Annotated in this window: 15 protein-coding genes; 5 read left to right on the forward strand and 10 right to left on the reverse strand. The window is 70.3% G+C overall.

Going from position 1 to position 19,674, the window contains the following annotated elements; all coding sequences use genetic code 11:
* Positions 1 to 86: 86 nt before the first annotated feature.
* A complete protein-coding gene (gene dnaE / locus PSQ21_RS07210) occupies positions 87 to 3,626 on the reverse strand; it encodes a DNA polymerase III subunit alpha (RefSeq protein WP_097869062.1) in 3,540 nt (1,179 codons plus the stop codon).
* Positions 3,627 to 3,840: 214 nt separating this feature from the next.
* Here dnaE and PSQ21_RS07215 point away from each other — a divergent pair, with 214 nt between their 5' ends.
* From PSQ21_RS07215 to PSQ21_RS07225, 3 genes are all read left to right on the forward strand, one after another.
* The gene (locus PSQ21_RS07215; RefSeq protein WP_274029576.1) at positions 3,841 to 5,166 is read left to right on the forward strand and encodes a DUF2252 domain-containing protein; all 1,326 of its coding nucleotides are present in this window, start codon (positions 3,841 to 3,843) and stop codon (positions 5,164 to 5,166) included.
* Between the two features lie 85 nt (positions 5,167 to 5,251).
* On the forward strand, positions 5,252 to 5,977 hold the full coding sequence (locus tag PSQ21_RS07220; protein WP_274029578.1) for a hypothetical protein: 726 nt from the start codon (positions 5,252 to 5,254) through the stop codon (positions 5,975 to 5,977).
* Between the two features lie 68 nt (positions 5,978 to 6,045).
* Positions 6,046 to 6,861, forward strand: a complete 816-nt coding sequence (locus tag PSQ21_RS07225) for a DsbA family protein (RefSeq protein WP_274029579.1) — start codon at positions 6,046 to 6,048, stop codon at positions 6,859 to 6,861.
* Positions 6,862 to 6,940: 79 nt separating this feature from the next.
* Here the strand turns inward: PSQ21_RS07225 and PSQ21_RS07230 are convergent, their stop codons facing one another.
* Positions 6,941 to 7,519 carry a dienelactone hydrolase family protein gene (locus PSQ21_RS07230; RefSeq protein WP_274029580.1) on the reverse strand — a complete coding sequence of 193 codons (579 nt, stop codon included), beginning with the start codon at positions 7,517 to 7,519 and terminating at the stop codon, positions 6,941 to 6,943.
* Between the two features lie 49 nt (positions 7,520 to 7,568).
* On the opposite strand from PSQ21_RS07230, the gene PSQ21_RS07235 reads away from it, so the two are divergent.
* The gene (locus PSQ21_RS07235; protein WP_274035665.1) at positions 7,569 to 8,720 is read left to right on the forward strand and encodes a mechanosensitive ion channel family protein; all 1,152 of its coding nucleotides are present in this window, start codon (positions 7,569 to 7,571) and stop codon (positions 8,718 to 8,720) included.
* A 19-nt stretch (positions 8,721 to 8,739) separates the two neighbouring features.
* Here the strand turns inward: PSQ21_RS07235 and PSQ21_RS07240 are convergent, their stop codons facing one another.
* The 5 genes from PSQ21_RS07240 to PSQ21_RS07260 all read right to left on the reverse strand — a co-directional run bounded on the left by PSQ21_RS07240 (position 8,740) and on the right by PSQ21_RS07260 (position 13,329).
* Complete coding sequence (locus PSQ21_RS07240; protein WP_274029581.1) at positions 8,740 to 10,326, reverse strand: Na+/H+ antiporter; 1,587 nt, start codon at positions 10,324 to 10,326, stop codon at positions 8,740 to 8,742.
* Positions 10,327 to 10,436: 110 nt separating this feature from the next.
* Positions 10,437 to 10,922, reverse strand: coding sequence for a GNAT family N-acetyltransferase (locus tag PSQ21_RS07245; RefSeq protein WP_274029582.1), 486 nt, complete (start codon positions 10,920 to 10,922; stop codon positions 10,437 to 10,439).
* Positions 10,919 to 11,860, reverse strand: coding sequence for an RluA family pseudouridine synthase (locus tag PSQ21_RS07250; protein WP_274029583.1), 942 nt, complete (start codon positions 11,858 to 11,860; stop codon positions 10,919 to 10,921). The genes PSQ21_RS07245 and PSQ21_RS07250 overlap by 4 nt, the downstream gene beginning before the upstream one ends.
* A 43-nt stretch (positions 11,861 to 11,903) precedes the next feature.
* Complete coding sequence (gene lspA, locus PSQ21_RS07255; protein ID WP_097868819.1) at positions 11,904 to 12,494, reverse strand: signal peptidase II; 591 nt, start codon at positions 12,492 to 12,494, stop codon at positions 11,904 to 11,906.
* 58 nt (positions 12,495 to 12,552) lie between these two features.
* A complete protein-coding gene (locus tag PSQ21_RS07260; protein WP_274029584.1) occupies positions 12,553 to 13,329 on the reverse strand; it encodes a TraR/DksA family transcriptional regulator in 777 nt (258 codons plus the stop codon).
* 565 nt (positions 13,330 to 13,894) lie between these two features.
* On the opposite strand from PSQ21_RS07260, the gene ileS reads away from it, so the two are divergent.
* Positions 13,895 to 17,038, forward strand: a complete 3,144-nt coding sequence (ileS, locus tag PSQ21_RS07265) for an isoleucine--tRNA ligase (protein WP_274029585.1) — start codon at positions 13,895 to 13,897, stop codon at positions 17,036 to 17,038.
* A 300-nt stretch (positions 17,039 to 17,338) separates the two neighbouring features.
* Here ileS and PSQ21_RS07270 read toward each other — a convergent pair whose 3' ends face one another.
* From PSQ21_RS07270 to PSQ21_RS07280, 3 genes are all read right to left on the reverse strand, one after another.
* Positions 17,339 to 18,499, reverse strand: coding sequence for a DivIVA domain-containing protein (locus PSQ21_RS07270; RefSeq protein ID WP_274029586.1), 1,161 nt, complete (start codon positions 18,497 to 18,499; stop codon positions 17,339 to 17,341).
* 49 nt (positions 18,500 to 18,548) lie between these two features.
* Positions 18,549 to 18,833, reverse strand: coding sequence for a YggT family protein (locus tag PSQ21_RS07275; RefSeq protein ID WP_006123846.1), 285 nt, complete (start codon positions 18,831 to 18,833; stop codon positions 18,549 to 18,551).
* Between the two features lie 91 nt (positions 18,834 to 18,924).
* Positions 18,925 to 19,554 carry a cell division protein SepF gene (locus tag PSQ21_RS07280; RefSeq protein WP_274029587.1) on the reverse strand — a complete coding sequence of 210 codons (630 nt, stop codon included), beginning with the start codon at positions 19,552 to 19,554 and terminating at the stop codon, positions 18,925 to 18,927.
* Positions 19,555 to 19,674: the final 120 nt, after the last annotated feature.

A 19,674-nucleotide genomic window follows, 5' to 3' on the forward strand; every position in this document is an offset into this window, starting at 1 on the left:
GAGACTGGCATCGAGGACAGCGAGAGGGGCGCCCCGCACGTGCGGGGCGCCCCTCCTGCCGTTCGCGTCGCCGGTGGCGCGCCCGCTCAGCCGGCCAGGCAGGCGGGGCCGAGCAGCACCTTCAGGTCCCCGAAGAGAGCCGAGTCGGCCTTGACCCGGTGCCGGTCGAGCCGGAGCACCGTGGTCTTGCGGGGGCCCTGGAGCCTGATGCGTACCTCGGTGTCGCCCCGGTGGTGGCTGAGCACCTCGCCGAGCCGGGTGACCATGGGCGGGGTGATCTTCACGGTGGGGATGGTGAGGACGACGGGCGCGTTGGTCCCGGCGTTGGAGATGTCGGGGACCTGCATCTCCATGGCGACCAGCCGGGGCACGTCCTCGCGCTTGTCGAGGCGCCCCTTCACGAAGACGACGGTGTCCTCGACGAGCTGGGTGGAGACCAGCTGGTAGGTGGCGGGGAAGAACATGCACTCGATGGAGCCCGCCAGGTCCTCCACGGTGGCGATGGCCCAGGCGTTGCCCTGCTTGGTCATCTTGCGCTGGAGCCCGGAGATGATGCCGCCGACGGTGACGATGGCGCCGTCGCCGTAGTCCCCGCTCATCAGCTGGGAGATCGAGGAGTCGGCCTTGTCGGACAGCACGTGCTCCAGGCCGAACAGCGGGTGGTCGGAGACGTACAGGCCGAGCATCTCCCGCTCCTGGGCGAGCAGGTAGGCCTTCTCCCACTCGACGTCGGAGAACTCCACGTCGAGCCCGAAGCCCGGCTCGTCGCTCTCCTCCTCGCCCATGCCGCCGAAGAGGTCGAACTGCCCCTCGGCCTCCTTGCGCTTGACCTGCACCACGTTGTCGATCATCGGCTCGTGGTGGGCGACGAGGCCCTTGCGGGTGTGGCCCATCTCGTCGAACGCGCCGGCCTTGATGAGCGATTCCACGGTGCGCTTGTTGCAGACGACCGCCTCGACCTTGTCCAGGAAGTCGGGGAAGGTGCTGTACTTCCCCTTCGCCTTGCGGGACCGGATGATCGAGTCGACGACGTTCTGGCCGACGTTGCGGATGGCGGTCAGGCCGAAGAGGATCACGTCGTCGCCCTGGGCGGCGAAGTTGGACAGCGACTCGTTGACGTTGGGCGGGAGCACCTTGATGCCCATGCGGCGGCACTCGTTGAGGTAGACCGCGGACTTGTCCTTGTCGTCCTTGACCGAGGTCAGCAGCGCGGCCATGTACTCGGCCGGGTAGTTCGCCTTGAGGTAGGCGGTCCAGTAGGTGACCAGGCCGTACGCCGAGGAGTGCGCCTTGTTGAACGCGTAGCCGGCGAACGGCACCAGGACGTCCCACAGCGCCTTGATCGCCGCGTCGGAGAAGCCCTTCTCCTTGGCGCCCTTCTCGAAGAGGACGAAGTTCTTCGCCAGCTCCTCGGGCTTCTTCTTGCCCATCACGCGGCGCAGGATGTCGGCCTCGCCGAGCGAGTACCCGGCGACGATCTGGGCGGCCTTCTGGACCTGCTCCTGGTAGACGATCAGGCCGTAGGTGAGGCCGAGGACCTCCTTGAGGGGCTCCTCCAGCTCCGGGTGGATCGGGGTGATCTCCTGGCGGCCGTTCTTGCGCTCCGCGTAGTTCGTGTGCGAGTTCATGCCCATCGGGCCCGGCCGGTAGAGGGCCGAGACGGCGGAGATGTCCTCGAAGTTGTCGGGCTGCATCTGGCGCAGCAGGGAACGCATGGGCCCGCCGTCGAACTGGAAGACGCCGAGCGTGTCGCCGCGGCAGAGCAGTTCGTACGTCTTGGGGTCGTCCAGCGGGAGGGAGAGCATCTCCAGGTCGATGCCCTTGTTGGACTTCACCATCTTGATGGCGTCGTCCATGATCGTCAGGTTGCGCAGGCCGAGGAAGTCCATCTTCAGCAGGCCGAGCGACTCGCACTGCGGGTAGTCCCACTGCGTGATGGTGACGCCGTCGGTGTGCCGCGTCCAGAGCGGCGCGTGGTCGACGATCGGCTCACTGGACATGATGACGCCTGCGGCGTGCACGCCCATCTGCCGGACGAGGCCCTCGACGCCCTTGGCGGTGTCGATGACCTTCTTGACGTCCGGTTCGCTCTCGTACATCCCCCGGATCTCGCCCGCCTCGCTGTAGCGCGGGTGCTTGGGGTCGGTGATGCCGTTGAGGTCGATGCCCTTGCCGAGGACGTCGGCGGGCATGGCCTTGGTGAGCCGGTCGCCCATCGCGTACGGGTAGCCGAGGACGCGGGCGGAGTCCTTGATCGCGTTCTTGGCCTTGATCTTGCCGTAGGTGCCGATCATGGCGACCTTGTCGGCGCCGTACTTCTCGGTCACGTACCGGATCACCTCGACGCGCCGGCGCTCGTCGAAGTCGATGTCGACGTCGGGCATGGAGACGCGCTCGGGGTTGAGGAACCGCTCGAAGATCAGCCCGTGCTCGATCGGGTCGAGGTCGGTGATGCCCATCGCGTACGCCACGATGGAACCGGCGGCGGAGCCTCGGCCGGGGCCGACCGCGATGCCGTTGTTCTTGGCCCACATGATGAAGTCGGCGACGACCAGGAAGTACCCCGGGAACCCCATCTGGATGATGATGTCCATCTCGTACTCGACCTGCTTCTGCCGGTCGTCGGGGACACCGTTCGGGAAGCGGCGGGCCATGCCGACCCGGACCTCCTCCTGGAACCAGGTGATCTCCGTGAAGCCGTCCGGGATCTCGAACTTCGGCATGAGGTTCTTCGCCTCGAACATGCCGGTGGTGTCGATCTGCTGGGCGACCAGGAGCGTGTTGGCGCAGCCCTGCTGCCAGGCGTCGGAGGAGTCGACGGCGTACATCTCGTCCGTCGTCTTGAGGTAGTAGCCGGTGCCGTCGAAGCGGAAGCGGTCGGGGTCCGAGAGGTTCTTGCCGGTCTGGATGCAGAGCAGGGCGTCGTGGGCGGTGGCCTCGTGGGCGTACGTGTAGTGGGAGTCGTTCGTCACGAGCGGCGGGATGTCGAGCTTCTTGCCGATCTCCAGCAGCCCGTCGCGGACCCGGCGCTCGATCTCGATGCCGTGGTCCATCAGCTCCAGGAAGTACTTGTCCGCCCCGAAGATGTCCTTGTAGTCGGAGGCCGCCTGGACCGCCTCGTCGAACTGGCCGAGCCGCAGCCGGGTCTGCACCTCGCCGGAGGGGCAGCCGGTGGAGGCGATGAGGCCCTCGGACCACTGGGAGATGGTCTCCTTGTCCATCCGGGGCCACTTCTGGAGCCAGCCCTCGGCGTACGCGTCGGAGGAGAGCCGGAAGAGGTTGTGCAGCCCGGTCTTGTTGGACGCCCAGATCGTCTTGTGGGTGTAACCACCGGATCCGGACACATCGTCGCGCTTCTGGTGCGGCTGCCCCCACTGCACCTTGCGCTTGTGTTTGCGCGACTCCGGGGCGACATACGCCTCGATGCCGATGATCGGCGTGACGCCCGCCTTGGTCGCCGAGTGGAAGAAGTCGTAGGCCCCGTGGAGGTTGCCGTGGTCGGTCATCGCGATGTGCGACATGCCCATCTCGTTGCAGGCCTCGAACATGTCCTTGAGCCGCGCCGCACCGTCCAGCAGCGAGTACTGGGTGTGCACGTGCAGGTGCGTGAAGGGCGGCTTGGTCACGGCGTCGGGCCTCCGGGATGTCGGGCGATGACGGACGGGGGGACAGCGTGGAAGTCTACGACGTGACGGAGTCGGACGACGGGCACTCCCGGCTCCCGCCGAGCGTTGGAGAGGGCGGAACACCTGTCCGTTTTGTCATGCGCTCAGTCATGACGTGGTCACGTGGGCCCACGGTTCGGCCAGACACGGCAGCTACAGCAGGAGGCAGCAAGAAATGTCGGAAACGCAGACCGGCGCAGCGCGGCGCGGGGAGCAGATTCTCGCCGTTTTCGACACCGCCTTCGGGGAGCTGCTGGCCGCCGACCCGGCCGCCTTCCGGGTCAAGTTCCGCAAGATGGCGGGCTCGGCCTTCGCCTTCTACCGGGGCACGGCCTGCCTGTTCTACGGCGACCTGGAGCGGGAGCGGCACGGCGGCCCGTTCCTGGACGAGCGCACGGGCCGGGTGTGGATCCACGGCGATCTCCACGCGGAGAACTTCGGCACCTACATGGACGCCAACGGCCGCCTCGTCTTCAACGTCAACGACTTCGACGAGGCGTACGTGGGCCCCTTCACCTGGGACCTGAAGCGCTTCGCCGCCTCCGTGGCGCTGATCGGCTACGCGAAGGCGCTGGCCGACGAGCAGATCAGCGAGCTGGTGACGATCTTCGCCCTCTCCTACCGCGAGCGGATCCACGCGCTGGCGACGGGCGCGAAGAACGACGAGGTGCCGCCGTTCACGCTGGACACCGCGGACGGTCCGCTGCTGGGCGCGCTGCGCGCCGCCCGGTCGCGCACGCGTTTCTCGCTGCTGGACTCGATGACGGTGATCCGGGACTTCGAGCGCCGGTTCGCGGACGGTGGCGGGTCGATCGACCTGGACGCCGCGACGCGCTACAAGGTGCTGGCCGCGTTCGACGGCTATCTGGAGACGCTGCCGGAGTCGAGCCTGACCCGTCCCGACTCCTACCGGGTCAAGGACGTGGTGGGCCGCCGGGGCATCGGCATAGGGTCCGCCGGGCTGCCCTCGTACAACATCCTCCTGGAGGGCAACAGCGACGCCCTGGAGAACGACGTGGTGATCTACCTCAAGCAGGCGCAGACCCCGGCGGTCTCCCACCACATCACGGACGCCGCCGTGCGGGAGTACTTCCAGCACGAGGGGCACCGCACGGTGATCTCGCAGCGCGCGCTGCAGGCGCACGCGGACCCGTGGCTGGGCTGGACCGAGCTGGACGGCTCGGGTCAGCTGGTCGCCGAGGTCTCGCCGTACGCGGTCGATCTGGACTGGTCCGACATCGACGAGGCGGACGAGATCGCGGCGGTCGTCGCGGATCTGGGCCGGGCCACGGCCACGATGCACGCGGCCGCCGACGACGAGAGCGGGCACTCGCTGGTGCCGTTCTCCACCGAGCGGGCGATCGACGCGGCCATCGCGGCCGACGAGGAGGGCTTCGCTCCGATGCTCGTCGACTTCGCCCACAGCTACGGGGCGAGGGCCCGCGCGGACCACCAGATCTTCGTGGACCTCTTCCGCAACGGCCGGATCCCGGGGCTGTAGGGGCCCCGGGCCCAAGGGCCCCGGGCGGGGACTCTCAGCCTCTTTTAAGGTCCGCTTACCTCGGCGCATGACACACTTTCCGGCGATGGACATCTCAGGGACGCAGCTCAGGGTCGCGCGCGCGGCGGTCTTCACCGCGCTCGCCGTCACCCTGTCCACGGCGTCCCATGTGCTGCTCTCCCGGGTCCCGCTGCCGCTGACCGCGGTCGCGCTGCTGGCCGCCGCGGTCTTCGCGGTGGCGTACGCGCTGGCCGGCCGGGAGCGCGGCTTCGGGGCGATCGCGGGCCTGCTGGTCCCGCTGGAGCTGGCCGCCGACACCCTCTTCACCACGGGCCAGCACCTCTGTTACGGGGCGGCCGGCGGTCCGGTCGCGGGCACGCTGCGCGCGGTGGGCTTCGACGTCCTCTGCGGCGGCGAGGTAGGGGTCGGCGGGGCCCGGATCGCGGGCGTCGGCGCGGTGGGCACCCCGCTGGCCGAGGTGGCCGGAGCGGGCGACCGCGCGGCGGCGCTGCTGGCGCAGCCGGGACCGGCCGTGCCCTGGCTGCTGCTCGTCGCGCATGTGGCGGTCGGGCTGCTCGCCGCGGCCTGGCTGCGACGCGGCGAGGCGGCCCTGGCCGGGCTGCTGCGCGCGGCGGCCCTGCTGGCGTTCCGGCCGCTGCTGGTAGCGGTCGCCGTGGTGCGCTCGGGCGCCCGGGCCGCGGCCCGCCGCTCCCGGCCCGCCGGGCGTCCGCATCCGCCGCTGACCGCCCGCTTCCTCGTGCACTGCGTGGGACTCAGGGGCCCGCCGCTCGCGACGTACGCCGCTGCCTGACACGGGCACGACGGCACGACGACGGCAGCACCGCCCCTCCCCCACACACGTACTCACGGAGAACGATCATGAGCAAGCGCAACACCCAGGCGAACAAGGCAGCGGCCCGCGAGCGGCTGCGCGCCGAGCGCGAGGCCCAGGCCAAGAAGGACAGGACCCGCAAGCAGCTCGTCGTGGCCGCCTCGGTCGTCGCGGCCCTCGCCGTGGTCGGCGGCATCAGCTACGGGGTGACGCAGCTGAACAAGCCGGACGCCTGGGAGGCGGCCGCGGACGCGAAGAACGTCACCGCGCCGAAGAACACCTCCGGCGACGACGGCACCACCGTGGTGATCGGCAAGTCGAGCGCGAAGAAGACCCTGGAGCTGTACGAGGACTCGCGCTGCCCGGTCTGCGCCACGTTCGAGCAGGGCGTCGGCGAGACCGTCTCGAAGGACGTCGAGGCCGGCAAGTACAAGGTCCGGTACGTCGGCGCGACCTTCATCGACAACACCGACAACGGCGAGGGCTCCAAGAACGCCCTGAGCGCGCTCGGTGCGGCGCTGGACGTGAGCCCCGAGGCGTTCATGGAGTACAAGGCCGCGCTGTACTCGGCGAAGTTCCACCCCGAGGAGAGCGACGACAAGTTCGCCGAGGACAGCTATCTGATCGAGGTCGCGGACTCGGTCGACGCGCTGAAGGGGAACAAGGACTTCCAGAAGGACGTCGAGGACGGCACGTACGACGCCTGGGCCATGAAGATGTCCGAGTCGTTCGACAAGAGCGGGGTGCAGGGCACGCCGACGCTGAAGATGGACGGCAAGAAGGTCACGGCCGAGGGCAGCGAGAACGCCCCGATGACGGCCGACGAGTTCACGAAGGCCCTCGACAAGGCGCTCAAGGCCTGAGGCCCCCGCTTGCCGCGGCACCCGGCGCACCGGACGCACCGGGCGGGCCGACCGCCCGGTGCGCCGGGTGCCGCGCCCTCTACAGGGTGGCCAGGAAGCCGAGCGCGACCTTCCAGGTCTGGTCGGCGGCCGCCTGGTCGAAGTCGTGCAGATCGGGGTCGGTGAACAGGTGCCCGGCCCCGGGGTAGCGGTAGACCTCGACGTCCGCGCCGGTGCGCTGCATCTGCAGGTACCAGCTGTTGAGCCAGTCGTGGGACTCGAAGGGGTCCGGGTCCGCGACGTGCAGCTGGACGGGGAGTTCGTCCACCGAGGCGTTCTCGGCGATGTCCGAGGTGCCGTGGAACAGCAGCAGCCCGCGCGCCTTCGCGTCGCCGAGCGCCAGGGTCTGCGCGGTCGCCGCCCCGAGGGAGAAGCCGGCGTAGACGAGCCCCTGGTCGGAGTAGGGCGCGGCGGCCAGCACGGCGCGCTTCAGCAGCTCCTCCTTGCCGACCTCGTCCTGGTAGGCCATGCCCTCTTCCACCGTGTCAAAGGTGTGCCCCTCGAACAGATCGGGCACGCGCACCTCGTGGCCGGCGTCCCGGAGGCGCGCGGCCGCGGCGTGCACGGCGGGCCGGAGCCCGTACGTCGAGTGGAAAAGCATGATGTTCATGAGGCCCATGGTGCCATTTGTGCCCTGGTGGCTGCCCTACAGCTTGGAGGACGAGGGAATGGAGAGCGTGCTGCGCCCGCTGATCGTCATCGGCGGTTCCGTGGTGATCACCCTGCTGGTCGGCTGGCTGGTCGACCGGCTGCTACGGCGGGCCGACAGCCGTCACCACGAGACCCCGCTGTGGGGGCTGCTGCGACGCTGCCGGCCTCCGCTCCAGGTGGTGATCATCACGGCGCTGCTGCGCGGCAGCTACCGCCAGATGGGTGTCTCCTGGGTGTGGGACCACCGGGCCGGGATCGGCCAGGTGCTGACCCTGGTGCTGATCGGCGCTTCCGCCTGGCTGGTGGTGCGGGTCGCGGCGACGGTCGTGGAGGCAAGCTACGCCCGGTACGCGACGGGCAGCCGCGACCCGGCCCGGGTCCGCCGGGTCCGTACGCAGGTCACGCTGATCCAGCGGGTGGTCATCGCGGTGGTGACGGTGGTCGCCATCGCGGCGATGCTGCTGACGTTCCCGCCGATGCGGGCGGTCGGCACGTCGATGCTCGCCTCGGCCGGTCTGCTCGGCATCGTCGCGGGTGTCGCCGCCCAGTCGACGCTCGGCAATCTCTTCGCCGGATTCCAGATCGCGTTCGGCGACATGGTGCGGCTCGGCGACACCGTGGTGGTGGACGGCGAGTGGGGCACGATCGACGAGATCACCCTGACGTTCCTGTCGGTACGGACCTGGGACGAGCGGCGGATCACGATGCCGGTCTCGTACTTCACCAGCAAGCCGTTCGAGAACTGGTCGCGCGGCGGGGCGCAGATGACGGGCACGGTCTTCTTCCACCTCGACCACTCCGCTCCGGTCGCCGCGATGCGGGAGAAGCTGCGGGACCTCCTCGGGGACATCGCCGCCTGGGACGGCCGGGACTGGTCGCTGGCCGTCACGGACACGACGCCGTCCACGATCCAGGTGCGGGCGGTGGTCACGGCGAAGGACGCGGACGACATCTGGACGGTGCGCTGCGCGGTGCGTGAGCAGCTGATCGGCTGGCTGCGCGATCACCATCCGTACGCGCTGCCGCGGATCGCCACCGGGCCCGCCGTACCGCCGCCGGGCGAGCAGTGGGCGGAGCCGACGGGGGCGGGAGGCCGGGCGGGCCGTGATCGGACGGTGCCGCCCGCCGAGGGGGACGACTCCAAGGCCCCGCGCACGGGCCGCGGCTGAGGCCGCCCCGCGACGGCCTTCAGCGCAGCGAGCGGACGTCCAGATACCGCAGCACCCGGTCCACGACCTCCGGGTCGGAGCCGGGCTCGCTGCGCGCGGACAGCACCTCGTGGCGGGCGGCCGACATCATCTCGCGCTGGACACGGCCGACCGCCTTGAAGCGCTCGGCGCGCTTGGCGTAGGCCTCGCGGCGCTCCTCGTCGACCATGTCCGGGCTGATCCGGGCCCCGATGTCGTACGCGGCGCGCTGCAGCCGCTCCAGGACCTCCTCGGGGAACTCCTCGGCGTCCTGGATCTCCTTGAGGCGGTACTTGGCGGCCCTGGCGGCCCGGATCGCGAGCTCCCGCTCCAGTGACTCCTCGGCGGCGGTGTCGGCCCGGACCCGGAGCTTGCGCACCAGCCAGGGCAGGGTGAGCCCCTGGAAGACCAGCGTGGCCATGATCACGGCGAACGCGATGAAGATGATCTCCTCGCGGCCGGGGAAGGGCTGCCCGTCGTCGGTCTCCAGCGGGATCGCCAGCGCCAGAGCGACGGAGGCCACCCCGCGCATCCCGGCCCACCACATCACGACGGTCTCCCGCCAGCTGGTGGGGATGTCCTCGCTGACGTCGCGTCGGGCGTGCAGCTTCTTGGCCAGCCAGGTCGCGGGCAGCAGCCACAGCAGCCGTACGCCGACGACGACGGCGACAATCGCGAGCCCCCAGCCGGCCATCTCCGGGGCGCGCCCGTCGGCGGTGCCGAACACGCCGTGCAGCTCCAGGCCGATCAGCCCGAAGGCCACACCGGTGACCAGGGTGTCGACGATGTCCCAGAAGGTACGTCCGGTGAGCCGGCCCAGCACGTCGTCGGCGTCCGCGGTGTGCTCGGCGAGGAACAGCGCGACGGTCAGCACGGCCAGCACGCCGGAGCCCATCAGCTCCTCCGCGAGGGCGTAGGAGACGAACGGCACCAGCAGGGTCAGGCCGACCTGGAGGGTGGCGTCGCCCAGCAGGCCCATCAGTTTGATGGTGAGCCAGCCGAGCGCGAGGCCGACGGCCACCGCGACGACGGCGGAGAGGACCAGCAGGCCGAAGGCCTCGGGGAGCGAGAAGGTGCCGCTGACGGCGGCGGCGACGGCCACGTGGTAGAGCACGATGGCGGTCACGTCGTTGAAGAGCCCCTCGCCCTCCAGGATCGACACCAGCCGGCGCGGCAGCCCCACGGAGCCCGCCACCGCCGTCGCCGCGACCGGGTCGGGCGGGGCGACGAGCGCGCCGAGGGCGACGGCTGCGGCGATGGGCAGCCCCGGCACGATCGAGCCCGCGACCGCGGCGACGGCGGCGGTGGTGACGAAGACGAGGGCCACGGCCAGCAGGAAGATCGGGCGTCTGTTGGCGGCGAACTGCCGCCAGGAGGTGCGCTGCACGGAGGCGTAGAGCAGCGGCGGCAGCAGCGCGGGGAGGATGATCTCCGGCGGGATGTCGACATTCGGCACGAACGGCATGAACGCCATCGCGACGCCGATGAGCGTCATCAGAACCGGCGCGGGGAGCCTCAGCCGGTCGCCGAGCGGCACCGTGACCACGGCGCCGAGCAGCAGCAGGAGCAGGAGGGACATCTGTTCCACGAGGCGCCTTCCGGAGCGGGCGGTTCCGGCACACCACGAGCGGCCGACCAAGGCCCCCACCCTGCCACGCGAAACGCGTGATTCGGCCGATACCCTCCGTTGTCCGGCGCTCAGGCCGGGCGGATCTCCCGCCGCATGGCCCGGTGCGGCATGCCCGCGTCGGGGAACTCGGGTCCGTACGCGACGTATCCGAGCCGCTCGTAGAAGCCGAGGGCGTGCGTCTGTGCGTGCAGGTCGACGGCGGCCAGGCCCAGCGCCCGCGCCTCGTCCTCGATGGCCCGTACGAGGGCCGCGCCGACCCCGAGGCCGCGGGCCTCCCGGCTCACGGCGAGCCGGCCGAGCGATCCGACGGACGGGTCGCCGCCGGTCTTCCCGGCCGCGTCGGCGCCGTGCAGCAGCCGCCCCGTGCCGAGCGCTGTGCCGTCCGCCGCGACCGCCAGGACATGCGCCGCGGTCGCGTCGTGGGCGTCGTACTCCAGCTCTTCGGGCACGTTCTGCTCGCCGACGAAGACCTCCTTGCGCACCTGGAAGCAGGCTTGGAGGTCGCTCTCCTCGACGGCCCTGCGGGTGCTGTACGAGGAGGGGGCGGAGCTCACTGGCTCTCCGCGGCGATGGTGTCGAGGGCGTGCTGGAGGTCGGCCGGGTAGGTGCTGGCGAACTCCACCCAACTGCCGTCGCTCGGGTGCTCGAAGCCCAGGCGCACGGCGTGCAGCCACTGGCGGGTCAGCCCGAGGCGCTTGGCCAGGGTCGGGTCCGCGCCGTAGGTCAGGTCGCCGACGCAGGGGTGGCGGTGGGCGGACATGTGGACCCGGATCTGGTGGGTGCGCCCGGTCTCCAGCTTGATGTCGAGGAGGCTGGCGGCGCGGTAGGCCTCGATCAGGTCGTAGTGGGTCACCGACGGCTTGCCCTCGGCGGTGACCGCCCACTTGTAGTCGTGGTTGGGGTGACGCCCGATGGGGGCGTCGATGGTGCCGCTCATCGGGTCCGGGTGGCCCTGGACGAGGGCGTGGTACTTCTTGTCGACGACCCGGTCGCGGAACTGGGCCTTGAGCAGGGTGTAGGCGCGCTCGGACTTGGCGACGACCATCAGGCCGGAGGTGCCGACGTCGAGGCGGTGGACGATGCCCTGGCGCTCGGCGGCTCCGGACGTCGAGATCCGGTAGCCGGCGGCGGCGAGGCCGCCGATGACGGTGGTGCCGGTCCAGCCGGGGCTGGGGTGGGCGGCGACGCCGACCGGCTTCATGATGACGACGATGTCGTCGTCGTCATGGACGATCTCCATGCCTTCGACGGGCTCGGCGACGATCTGGACGGGAGCGGGCGCCCCCGGCATCTCCACTTCCAGCCAGGCGCCCCCGTGGACCCGCTCGGACTTCCCGGCCACCGAACCGTCCACCTGGACCTTCCCGGCAGCGGCCAGCTCGGCGGCCTTGGTGCGGGAGAAACCGAACATCCGGGAGATGGCGGCGTCGACGCGCTCGCCTTCCAGGCCGTCCGGTACGGGCAGGGTGCGGATCTCGGGGTGCGTACTCACCTGTCGAGTATGCCTTGCGCGGAACGCTCTCCGCGCCGGGCGGTCAGTCCTTGTGCACGGTCCCGTCGGGGTCCAGACCCTTGAAGGAGAGGATCACGATGAGGATGCCGCCGCACACGATGGCGGAGTCGGCGAGGTTGAAGACGGCGAAGTGCTTGGGGGCGATGAAGTCCACCACCGCGCCCTCGAACACACCGGGCGCCCGGAAGAGCCGGTCGGTGAGGTTGCCGAGCGCACCGCCCAGGAGCAGACCCAGGGCGATGGCCCACGGCAGGCTGTAGAGCTTGCGGGCCAGCCGGACGATCACCACGATCACGCCGGCGGCGATGATGGTGAAGATCACCGTGAACGCCTCGCCGAACCCGAACGCGGCGCCCGCGTTCCGGATCGCCCGGAACTGCAGCCAGTCGCCGATGATGTCGATCGGCGGCTGATGCTCCAGCTTCGCGACCACGATCATCTTGGTGACCAGGTCCAGCAGGTAGGCCACGACGGCCACACTCAGGAGAACGAGGACCCTCCGCTTGCCCCGGCCCGCGTTCACGGCCGCGTCGGCGGCCGTGCTGCCGCCTTCGTCCGTGCCCTCGGCATCGGGATCTTCCGGCGTACCGATGATGCGCTCCGCCTCTGCCACGTGAGTCCCTCAACCTAGGTGCCTGCCTGAGGATGAGGGTACGACACACCCGCGCGGGTCAGCCGCGCCGCTCCTGCTTCTGCTTGTCCTCGACGCACAGGGTGGCCCGGGGGAAGGCCTGCATCCGCGCCTTGCCGATCGGTTTGCCGCAGACCTCGCAGAGCCCGTACGTCCCCGCCTCCAGCCGGGCGAGCGCCCGCTCGGTCTGCTCCAGCGTCTCCTGGGCGTGGGCGGCCAGCGACAGCTCGTGCTCGCGGGTGATGTTCTTGGTGCCGGTGTCGGCCTCGTCGTCGCCCGCGCCGTCGCCGGAGTCCCGCATCAGCCCGGCGAGCGCCGCGCCGGAGGCCTCCAGCTCGCTGCGGAGCCGCAGTGTCTCGCTCGTCAGCAGGGTGCGCGCCTCGGTGACCTCCTCGGGCGTCCAGGGGTCCTCCCCGGGCCGGACGGCCAGCTCCTCGGGGGCGGCGGCGCGGGCCGGCGGCACGGGGGCCGTGGCCTGTGCGCCTGCTGCGTGACGACTCGCGCTCTTCTTGGCTACCACCGTGTGGGCTCCCGTCTGCTCGGCGGCCCGAGCCGCCTCCGTGGCCGCCGCCGCGCCCTTTTCCGACGCCTTCTCGGCGGTGCTCTTCCTGGCGGCGGCCTTCTTCGCCGTCGCCTTCCTGGCCGCCGCCGTCGTCTTCCTGGCGGTGCTCTTCTTGGTGGTGCTCTTGGTGGTGCTCTTCTTGGCGGCGGCCTTCTTCGCCGCACTCTCCGCGGGCGCGGGCGCCTGCTCGGCCGGTGACGCGTGGGCGCCGTCACGCTCGGCCACGGTCTCTTCCGCCGTCTTCTTCGCCACCATGGCCGCGGCCCCTTCACATATTGTGATCTTGCTCGCGAATCGTGCTGGGACGATAAATCGACTCCAGCCCCGCGGCAACGGGGCACGCCGCCCTCTCGCCCCTCCCCCTGTCCGGTCGCGGCGCGCCTGCCTCCGTTGTTCCCTGCTCCCCGCCCGGTAATCCGGCTCCCCGGGCCCCGCCGGGAAGTCCTTGTACCCCGTCCCGCCACTCGGGTCACACCCACGCGCCGGTGATAACCGGTCGGCCGTCGCCCGTACGGGCCCGTACACTGAGCCCAGCGAGAGGCTTGGATGGGACGAGTAGCGCCGTACGCAGCCAGCAGCGACCCGGGGACGGTGGGAGCCCGGGGGCGAGCGCGTCGTGAAGATCACCCCGGAGCCGCCGGAAGAACGCCTTGCGACCGTGGGCTCCGCCCAACGGCGCAGGGCCACTAGACCCGGCGTCGCGACCCCAATGAGGGGGCCACGGGCCTGTGCCCGGGGCCAAGGAGGGTGGTACCGCGGGAGCCGAGACGCTCTCGTCCCTCCGACGGAAGTGGAAGACGTCCGCCGGAGGAAGCCGCACATGACATCGCCGCAGTACCGCCAGGTACCCGCCCAGGTCGACCTGCCCGCGCTCGAGCACGCCGTGCTCGACTTCTGGCGCGAGAGCAAGATCTTCGCCAAGAGCCTCGACCAGTCCGAGGGCCGCCCCGAGTGGGTCTTCTACGAGGGCCCGCCCACCGCCAACGGCATGCCCGGCGCCCACCACATCGAGGCCCGCGTCTTCAAGGACGTCTTCCCCCGCTTCCGCACGATGCAGGGCTACCACGTCGGCCGCAAGGCCGGCTGGGACTGCCACGGCCTGCCGGTCGAGCTCGCGGTCGAGAAGGAGCTGGGCTTCAACGGCAAGAAGGACATCGAGGCGTACGGCATCGCCGAGTTCAACGCCAAGTGCCGTGAGTCGGTGACCCGGCACACCGACGCGTTCGCCGAGCTGACGACCCGCATGGGCTACTGGGTCGACCTGGACGACGCGTACCGCACCATGGACCCGGAGTACGTGGACTCCGTCTGGTGGTCGCTCAAGGAGATCTTCAACAAGGACCTGCTGGTCCAGGACCACCGCGTCGCCCCCTGGTGCCCGCGCTGCGGCACGGGCCTGTCCGACCACGAGCTGGCCCAGGGGTACGAGACGGTCGTCGACCCCTCGGTCTTCGTCCGCTTCCCCCTGACCTCCGGCCCCCTGGCCGGCGAGGCGGCGCTCCTCGTCTGGACGACCACGCCGTGGACGCTGGTCTCCAACACGGCGGTCGCCGCGCACCCCGAGGTCCGCTACGTCGTCGCGACGAACGGCGAGGAGAAGCTCGTCGTCGCCGAGCCGCTCCTGGAGAAGGCACTGGGCGAGGGCTGGGAGACCACCGGCCAGTCGTTCACCGGCGCGGAGATGGAGCGCTGGACCTACGAGCGCCCCTTCACCCTGGTCGACTTCCCGTCCGAAGCGCACTACGTCGTCAACGCCGAGTACGTCACGACCGAGGACGGTACGGGTCTGGTCCACCAGTCCCCCGCGTTCGGCGCCGACGACCTCGTGGTCTGCCGCTCCTACGGACTCCCGGTGGTCAACCCGGTCCGCCCCGACGGCACCTTCGAGGAGGATCTCCCCCTGGTCGGGGGCGTCTTCTTCAAGAAGGCCGACGAGGCGCTCACCGCGGACCTGGACGCGCGCGGCAAGCTCTTCCGCCACGTCCCCTACGAGCACAGCTACCCGCACTGCTGGCGCTGCCACACCGCGCTGCTCTACTACGCGCAGCCCTCCTGGTACATCAGGACGACGGCGGTCAAGGACCGGCTCCTTGAGGAGAACGAGAAGACCAACTGGTTCCCGGACTCGGTCAAGACCGGCCGCTTCGGCGACTGGCTGAACAACAACGTCGACTGGGCGCTCTCCCGTAACCGCTACTGGGGCACCCCGCTGCCCATCTGGCGCTGCGAGGACAATCACCTCACCTGCGTGGGTTCGCGCGCCGAACTGACGGAACTGACGGGCGCCGACCAGTCGGAGCTCGACCCCCACCGCCCGTTCATCGACGAGATCACCTTCACCTGCTCGCACGAGAACTGCCAGCTGGAGGCGTACCGCGTCCCGGAGGTCATCGACGCCTGGTACGACTCGGGTTCGATGCCGTTCGCGCAGTGGGGCTACCCGTACAAGAACAAGGAGGTCTTCGAGAGCCGCTACCCCGCGCAGTTCATCTCGGAGGCCATCGACCAGACCCGCGGCTGGTTCTACACGCTGATGGCGGTCGGCACCCTGGTCTTCGACAAGTCGAGTTACGAGAACGTCGTCTGCCTGGGCCACATCCTCGCCGAGGACGGCCGCAAGATGTCCAAGCACCTGGGGAACATCCTCCAGCCGATCCCGCTGATGGACCAGCACGGGGCGGACGCGGTGCGGTGGTTCATGGCGGCGGGCGGCTCCCCCTGGGCGGCACGGCGCGTGGGCCACGGCACGATCCAGGAGGTCGTCCGCAAGACGCTCCTCACCTACTGGAACACGGTCGCCTTCCAGGCCCTGTACGCGCGCACGTCGGGCTGGTCCCCGTCGGCCGCCGACCCGGCCCCGGCGGACCGAACGGTCCTGGACCGCTGGCTGCTGAGCGAACTGAACGCGCTGGTCGACCAGATGACCGTCGCGATGGAGGGCTACGACACCCAGCGCGCGGGCAAGCTGCTCTCGGCGTTCGTGGACGACCTCTCCAACTGGTACGTACGCCGCTCGCGCCGCCGTTTCTGGCAGGGTGACAAGGCGGCGCTGCGCACGCTGCACGAGGTCGTCGAGACGGTGACCCGGCTGATGGCCCCTCTGACCCCGTTCATCACGGAGCGGGTCTGGCAGGACCTGGTGGCGCCGGTGACCCCGGACGCCCCGGAGTCGGTCCACCTGTCGACGTGGCCGAAGGCCGACCTCTCGGCGATCGACCCGACGCTCTCCACGCAGATGGCGCTGGTGCGCCGCCTGGTGGAGCTGGGCCGGGCCACGCGCGCCGAGTCGGGTGTGAAGACCCGTCAGCCGCTGTCGCGCGCGCTGGTGGCGGCGGCAGGCTTCGATGGCCTCTCCGCCGAGCTGCGCGCCCAGATCACGGAGGAGCTGAACGTCACCTCGCTCGCCTCGCTCTCGGAGGTGGGCGGCTCCCTGGTCGACACGACGGCGAAGGCCAACTTCCGCGCCCTGGGCAAGCGGTTCGGCAAGGGCGTCCAGGCGGTGGCCAAGGCGGTGGCGAACACGGACGCGGCCGCCCTGTCCCTGGCCCTGCGCGAGGGCACGGCCTCGGTGGAGGTCGACGGCGAGCAGATCACCCTCTCCCCCGACGAGGTCATCATCACGGAGACCCCGCGCGAGGGCTGGTCGGTCGCCTCGGACGCGGGCGCGACCGTCGCCCTGGACCTGGAGATCACCCCGGAACTGCGCCGCGCGGGCCTGGCCCGTGACGCGATCCGCCTGATCCAGGAGGCCCGCAAGAACAGCGGGCTGGACGTCGCGGACCGCATCGCCGTCCGCTGGACCTCGACGTCCCCGGCAACGGTGGAAGCCCTCACCGAGCACGCCCCGCTGATCTCCGAGGAGGTGCTCGCCCTGGACTACGCGGAGGGCGAGGCGGACGAGACGTACGGCGAGGTGTTCGAGGACGAGGGCCTGGCGCTGACGTTCCGCCTGCGCAAGCGGTAGCGGTAGCGGTAGCCCGCAGGACCAGAGGGCCCGCCGGACCTGATTCCGGCGGGCCCTTCCGCGTACCCCCTCGGGGGCCCCGCCCCAAAACCCAGCCCGCCCGGCGCTTGAGGGCAAAGGGGCCCGGGCAGCGCCCCGGTTTCGGGAAGGGGCGGGTAGGGGAACAGGCCCGCCGCAGGCGCACCCCATCCGCACCACCCCAACGGGCCCGGCCCACGCCAAAGGGCCGGGCCCCGGGAAAGATCCCGGGGCCCGGCCCTCTGCCTGCCGACGGCTACGCGCTCAGCGAGCGCGAACCGCTCAGTTGTCGTCCTCGTCGATCAGGAAGCCACGCATCGGCGAAGGCGCCTGCTGCTGCATCGGCTGCGGCGCCTGCGGCCGCACCGGCGCCATCGGCTGCGTCATCGCCGGCGACATCTGCTGCTGGCCACCGTAGGACGGCGCACCGCCCATCGAGGACGGGCCGCCACCCATCTGCTGGCCGCCGTGGCCACCGTGGTTGGAGCCGCCCATGGAGTGCCCCATCGCACCCGCGCCGGCCGGGGCCAGCGAGGGGGACGGCGGCAGCGAAGCGGCTGCCGGAGTCCGCGGCGGGGCGAGCGAGTCGTCCGCCTGGGTCTCCAGCTGACGCAGCTGGCTCTCCAGGTAGGACTTCAGCCGCGTGCGGTACTCGCGCTCGAAGCCACGCAGATCCTCGACCTTGCGCTCCAGGGTCGCGCGGGCCGACTCCAGCGAGCCCATCGCCACGCGGTGCTTCTCCTGCGCGTCCCGCTCCAGCGCGTCGGCCTTGGCACGCGCGTCGCGCTCCAGACCCTCGGCACGGCTGCGCGCCTCGCCGACGATCTTGTTGGCCTCGGAACGGGCCTCCGCGATCGCCTGGTCGGCGGTCTGCTGTGCGAGCGAGAGGACACGGGCGGCGCTGTCGCCGCCGGGGCCCTGCCCCTGCTGCTGCATCTGCGGCGGCTGCATCTGCTGCATCTGCTGCTGCTGGGGGTGCTGACCCATGGGGCCACCCTGCATCGGGCCACCCATGGGACCGCCCTGCATCGGGCCGGGGCCGTGCGGGCCCTGCGGACCGGGGCCGTGGCCGCCCTGGGGGCCGTGGCCGCTGGGACCTGCGGGCAACTGCGGCGCGCCACCGGGCAGCTGGGGCGGACCCATCTGCGGGGGCTGCTGCTGCTGCGGCGGTCCTGATATGGCGGCGGGAACGGGGGCACCGGGGCGGTCCTGCTGCTCCGGAGGCTTGCGCATACCCTGCTGCTGTTGCTGCTGCTGGTTCTGCGCGGCGGCACGCGTCGCGGCGGCCAGCTTGGCGCGCAGGTCCTCGTTCTCACGGAGCAGACGGGTCAGCTCCGATTCGACCTCGTCGAGAAAGGCATCGACCTCGTCCTCGTCATAGCCTTCTCGGAGGCGGACGGTCGTGAACTGCTTGTTCCGCACGTCCTCGGGGGTCAACGGCATCTCTTCTTCACCTCTACGTAGTCGTCGGCAGTCGGCAAGACCGTATCGCTCACAACCTGACCACAACGCTGATCAGGATGTAGACGATGATCATCAGAACGAAGAAGGACAGGTCGAGTGCCACGCCCCCGAGACGCAGCGGCGGAATGAACCGCCGCAGAAGCTTGAGCGGTGGATCGGTGACAGTGTAGGTGGCCTCAAGTACGACCACCATCGCCTTGCCGGGTTGCCATGAACGTGCGAACTGGAAGACATAGTCCATGACCAGCCGGAAGATCAGCACGATGAGGAAACACATCAGCGCGATATAGACCACATCCAGTGCGACGCCCATGTCCCGCGGTTCCCTCTCCCCTGGCTCTCGTCAGCTCCGGCCTCCTGGCCGGCACCGGCCTCTCGGCCGGGTTGTTCCCGGTGTCGTGTTCTCAGCTCTGGTTGAAGAATCCGCCCTCTGCGATGCGGGCCTTGTCCTCCGCCGTGACATCGACGTTAGCAGGCGACAACAGGAACACCTTCTGCGTCACGCGTTCAATGCTGCCATGGAGACCGAAGACGAGCCCCGCGGCAAAGTCGACAAGTCGCTTCGCGTCCGTGTCGTCCATCTCCGTGAGATTCATGATCACCGGAGTGCCCTCACGGAAGTGTTCCCCGATGGTACGGGCCTCGTTGTAGGTCCTGGGGTGCAGCGTGGTGATGCGGTACGGCTCCCGCTCGGACACGACCTTGGGCATGATCACCGGTGCGTTCTTCTCCATGTTCGGGCGTTCAGGTGTGATGGATGCCACGGGTGCGATCCGGGCGGGTCGCACGCTTTCCGCGGGGAGCTGGACCGGCTCGCGCTGGGCGGGCGGCTGTACTACTCGTACCGGTTCGTCCCTTTCGCGCTCGCGTTCACGTTCCCGCTCCGCCTGGTGCGGGGGCTGGTGCCGCCGCCGGTCGCGCTCGGGCTCCGGCTCAGGTTCGAATTCGTCGTCGGGGTCGAACCCCGGGCCGTCGTACCCATCGTCCTCCACGAGGCCGAGGTAGACCGCCATCTTGCGCATCGCGCCGGCCATGCTCCGAGTCCTCCGCTCTGTGGTGGATCGGCATTCGTCACCAAGTGCCCGCGATCCACTGTGGTCTGACCGCTGTGAGCGGTAATGACCATATTTTCTGCTGTGGTCCGACTTGCTTCG

Origin of the sequence: Streptomyces sp. MMBL 11-1 (genome assembly GCF_028622875.1) — a bacterium.
Lineage (GTDB): Bacteria > Actinomycetota > Actinomycetes > Streptomycetales > Streptomycetaceae > Streptomyces.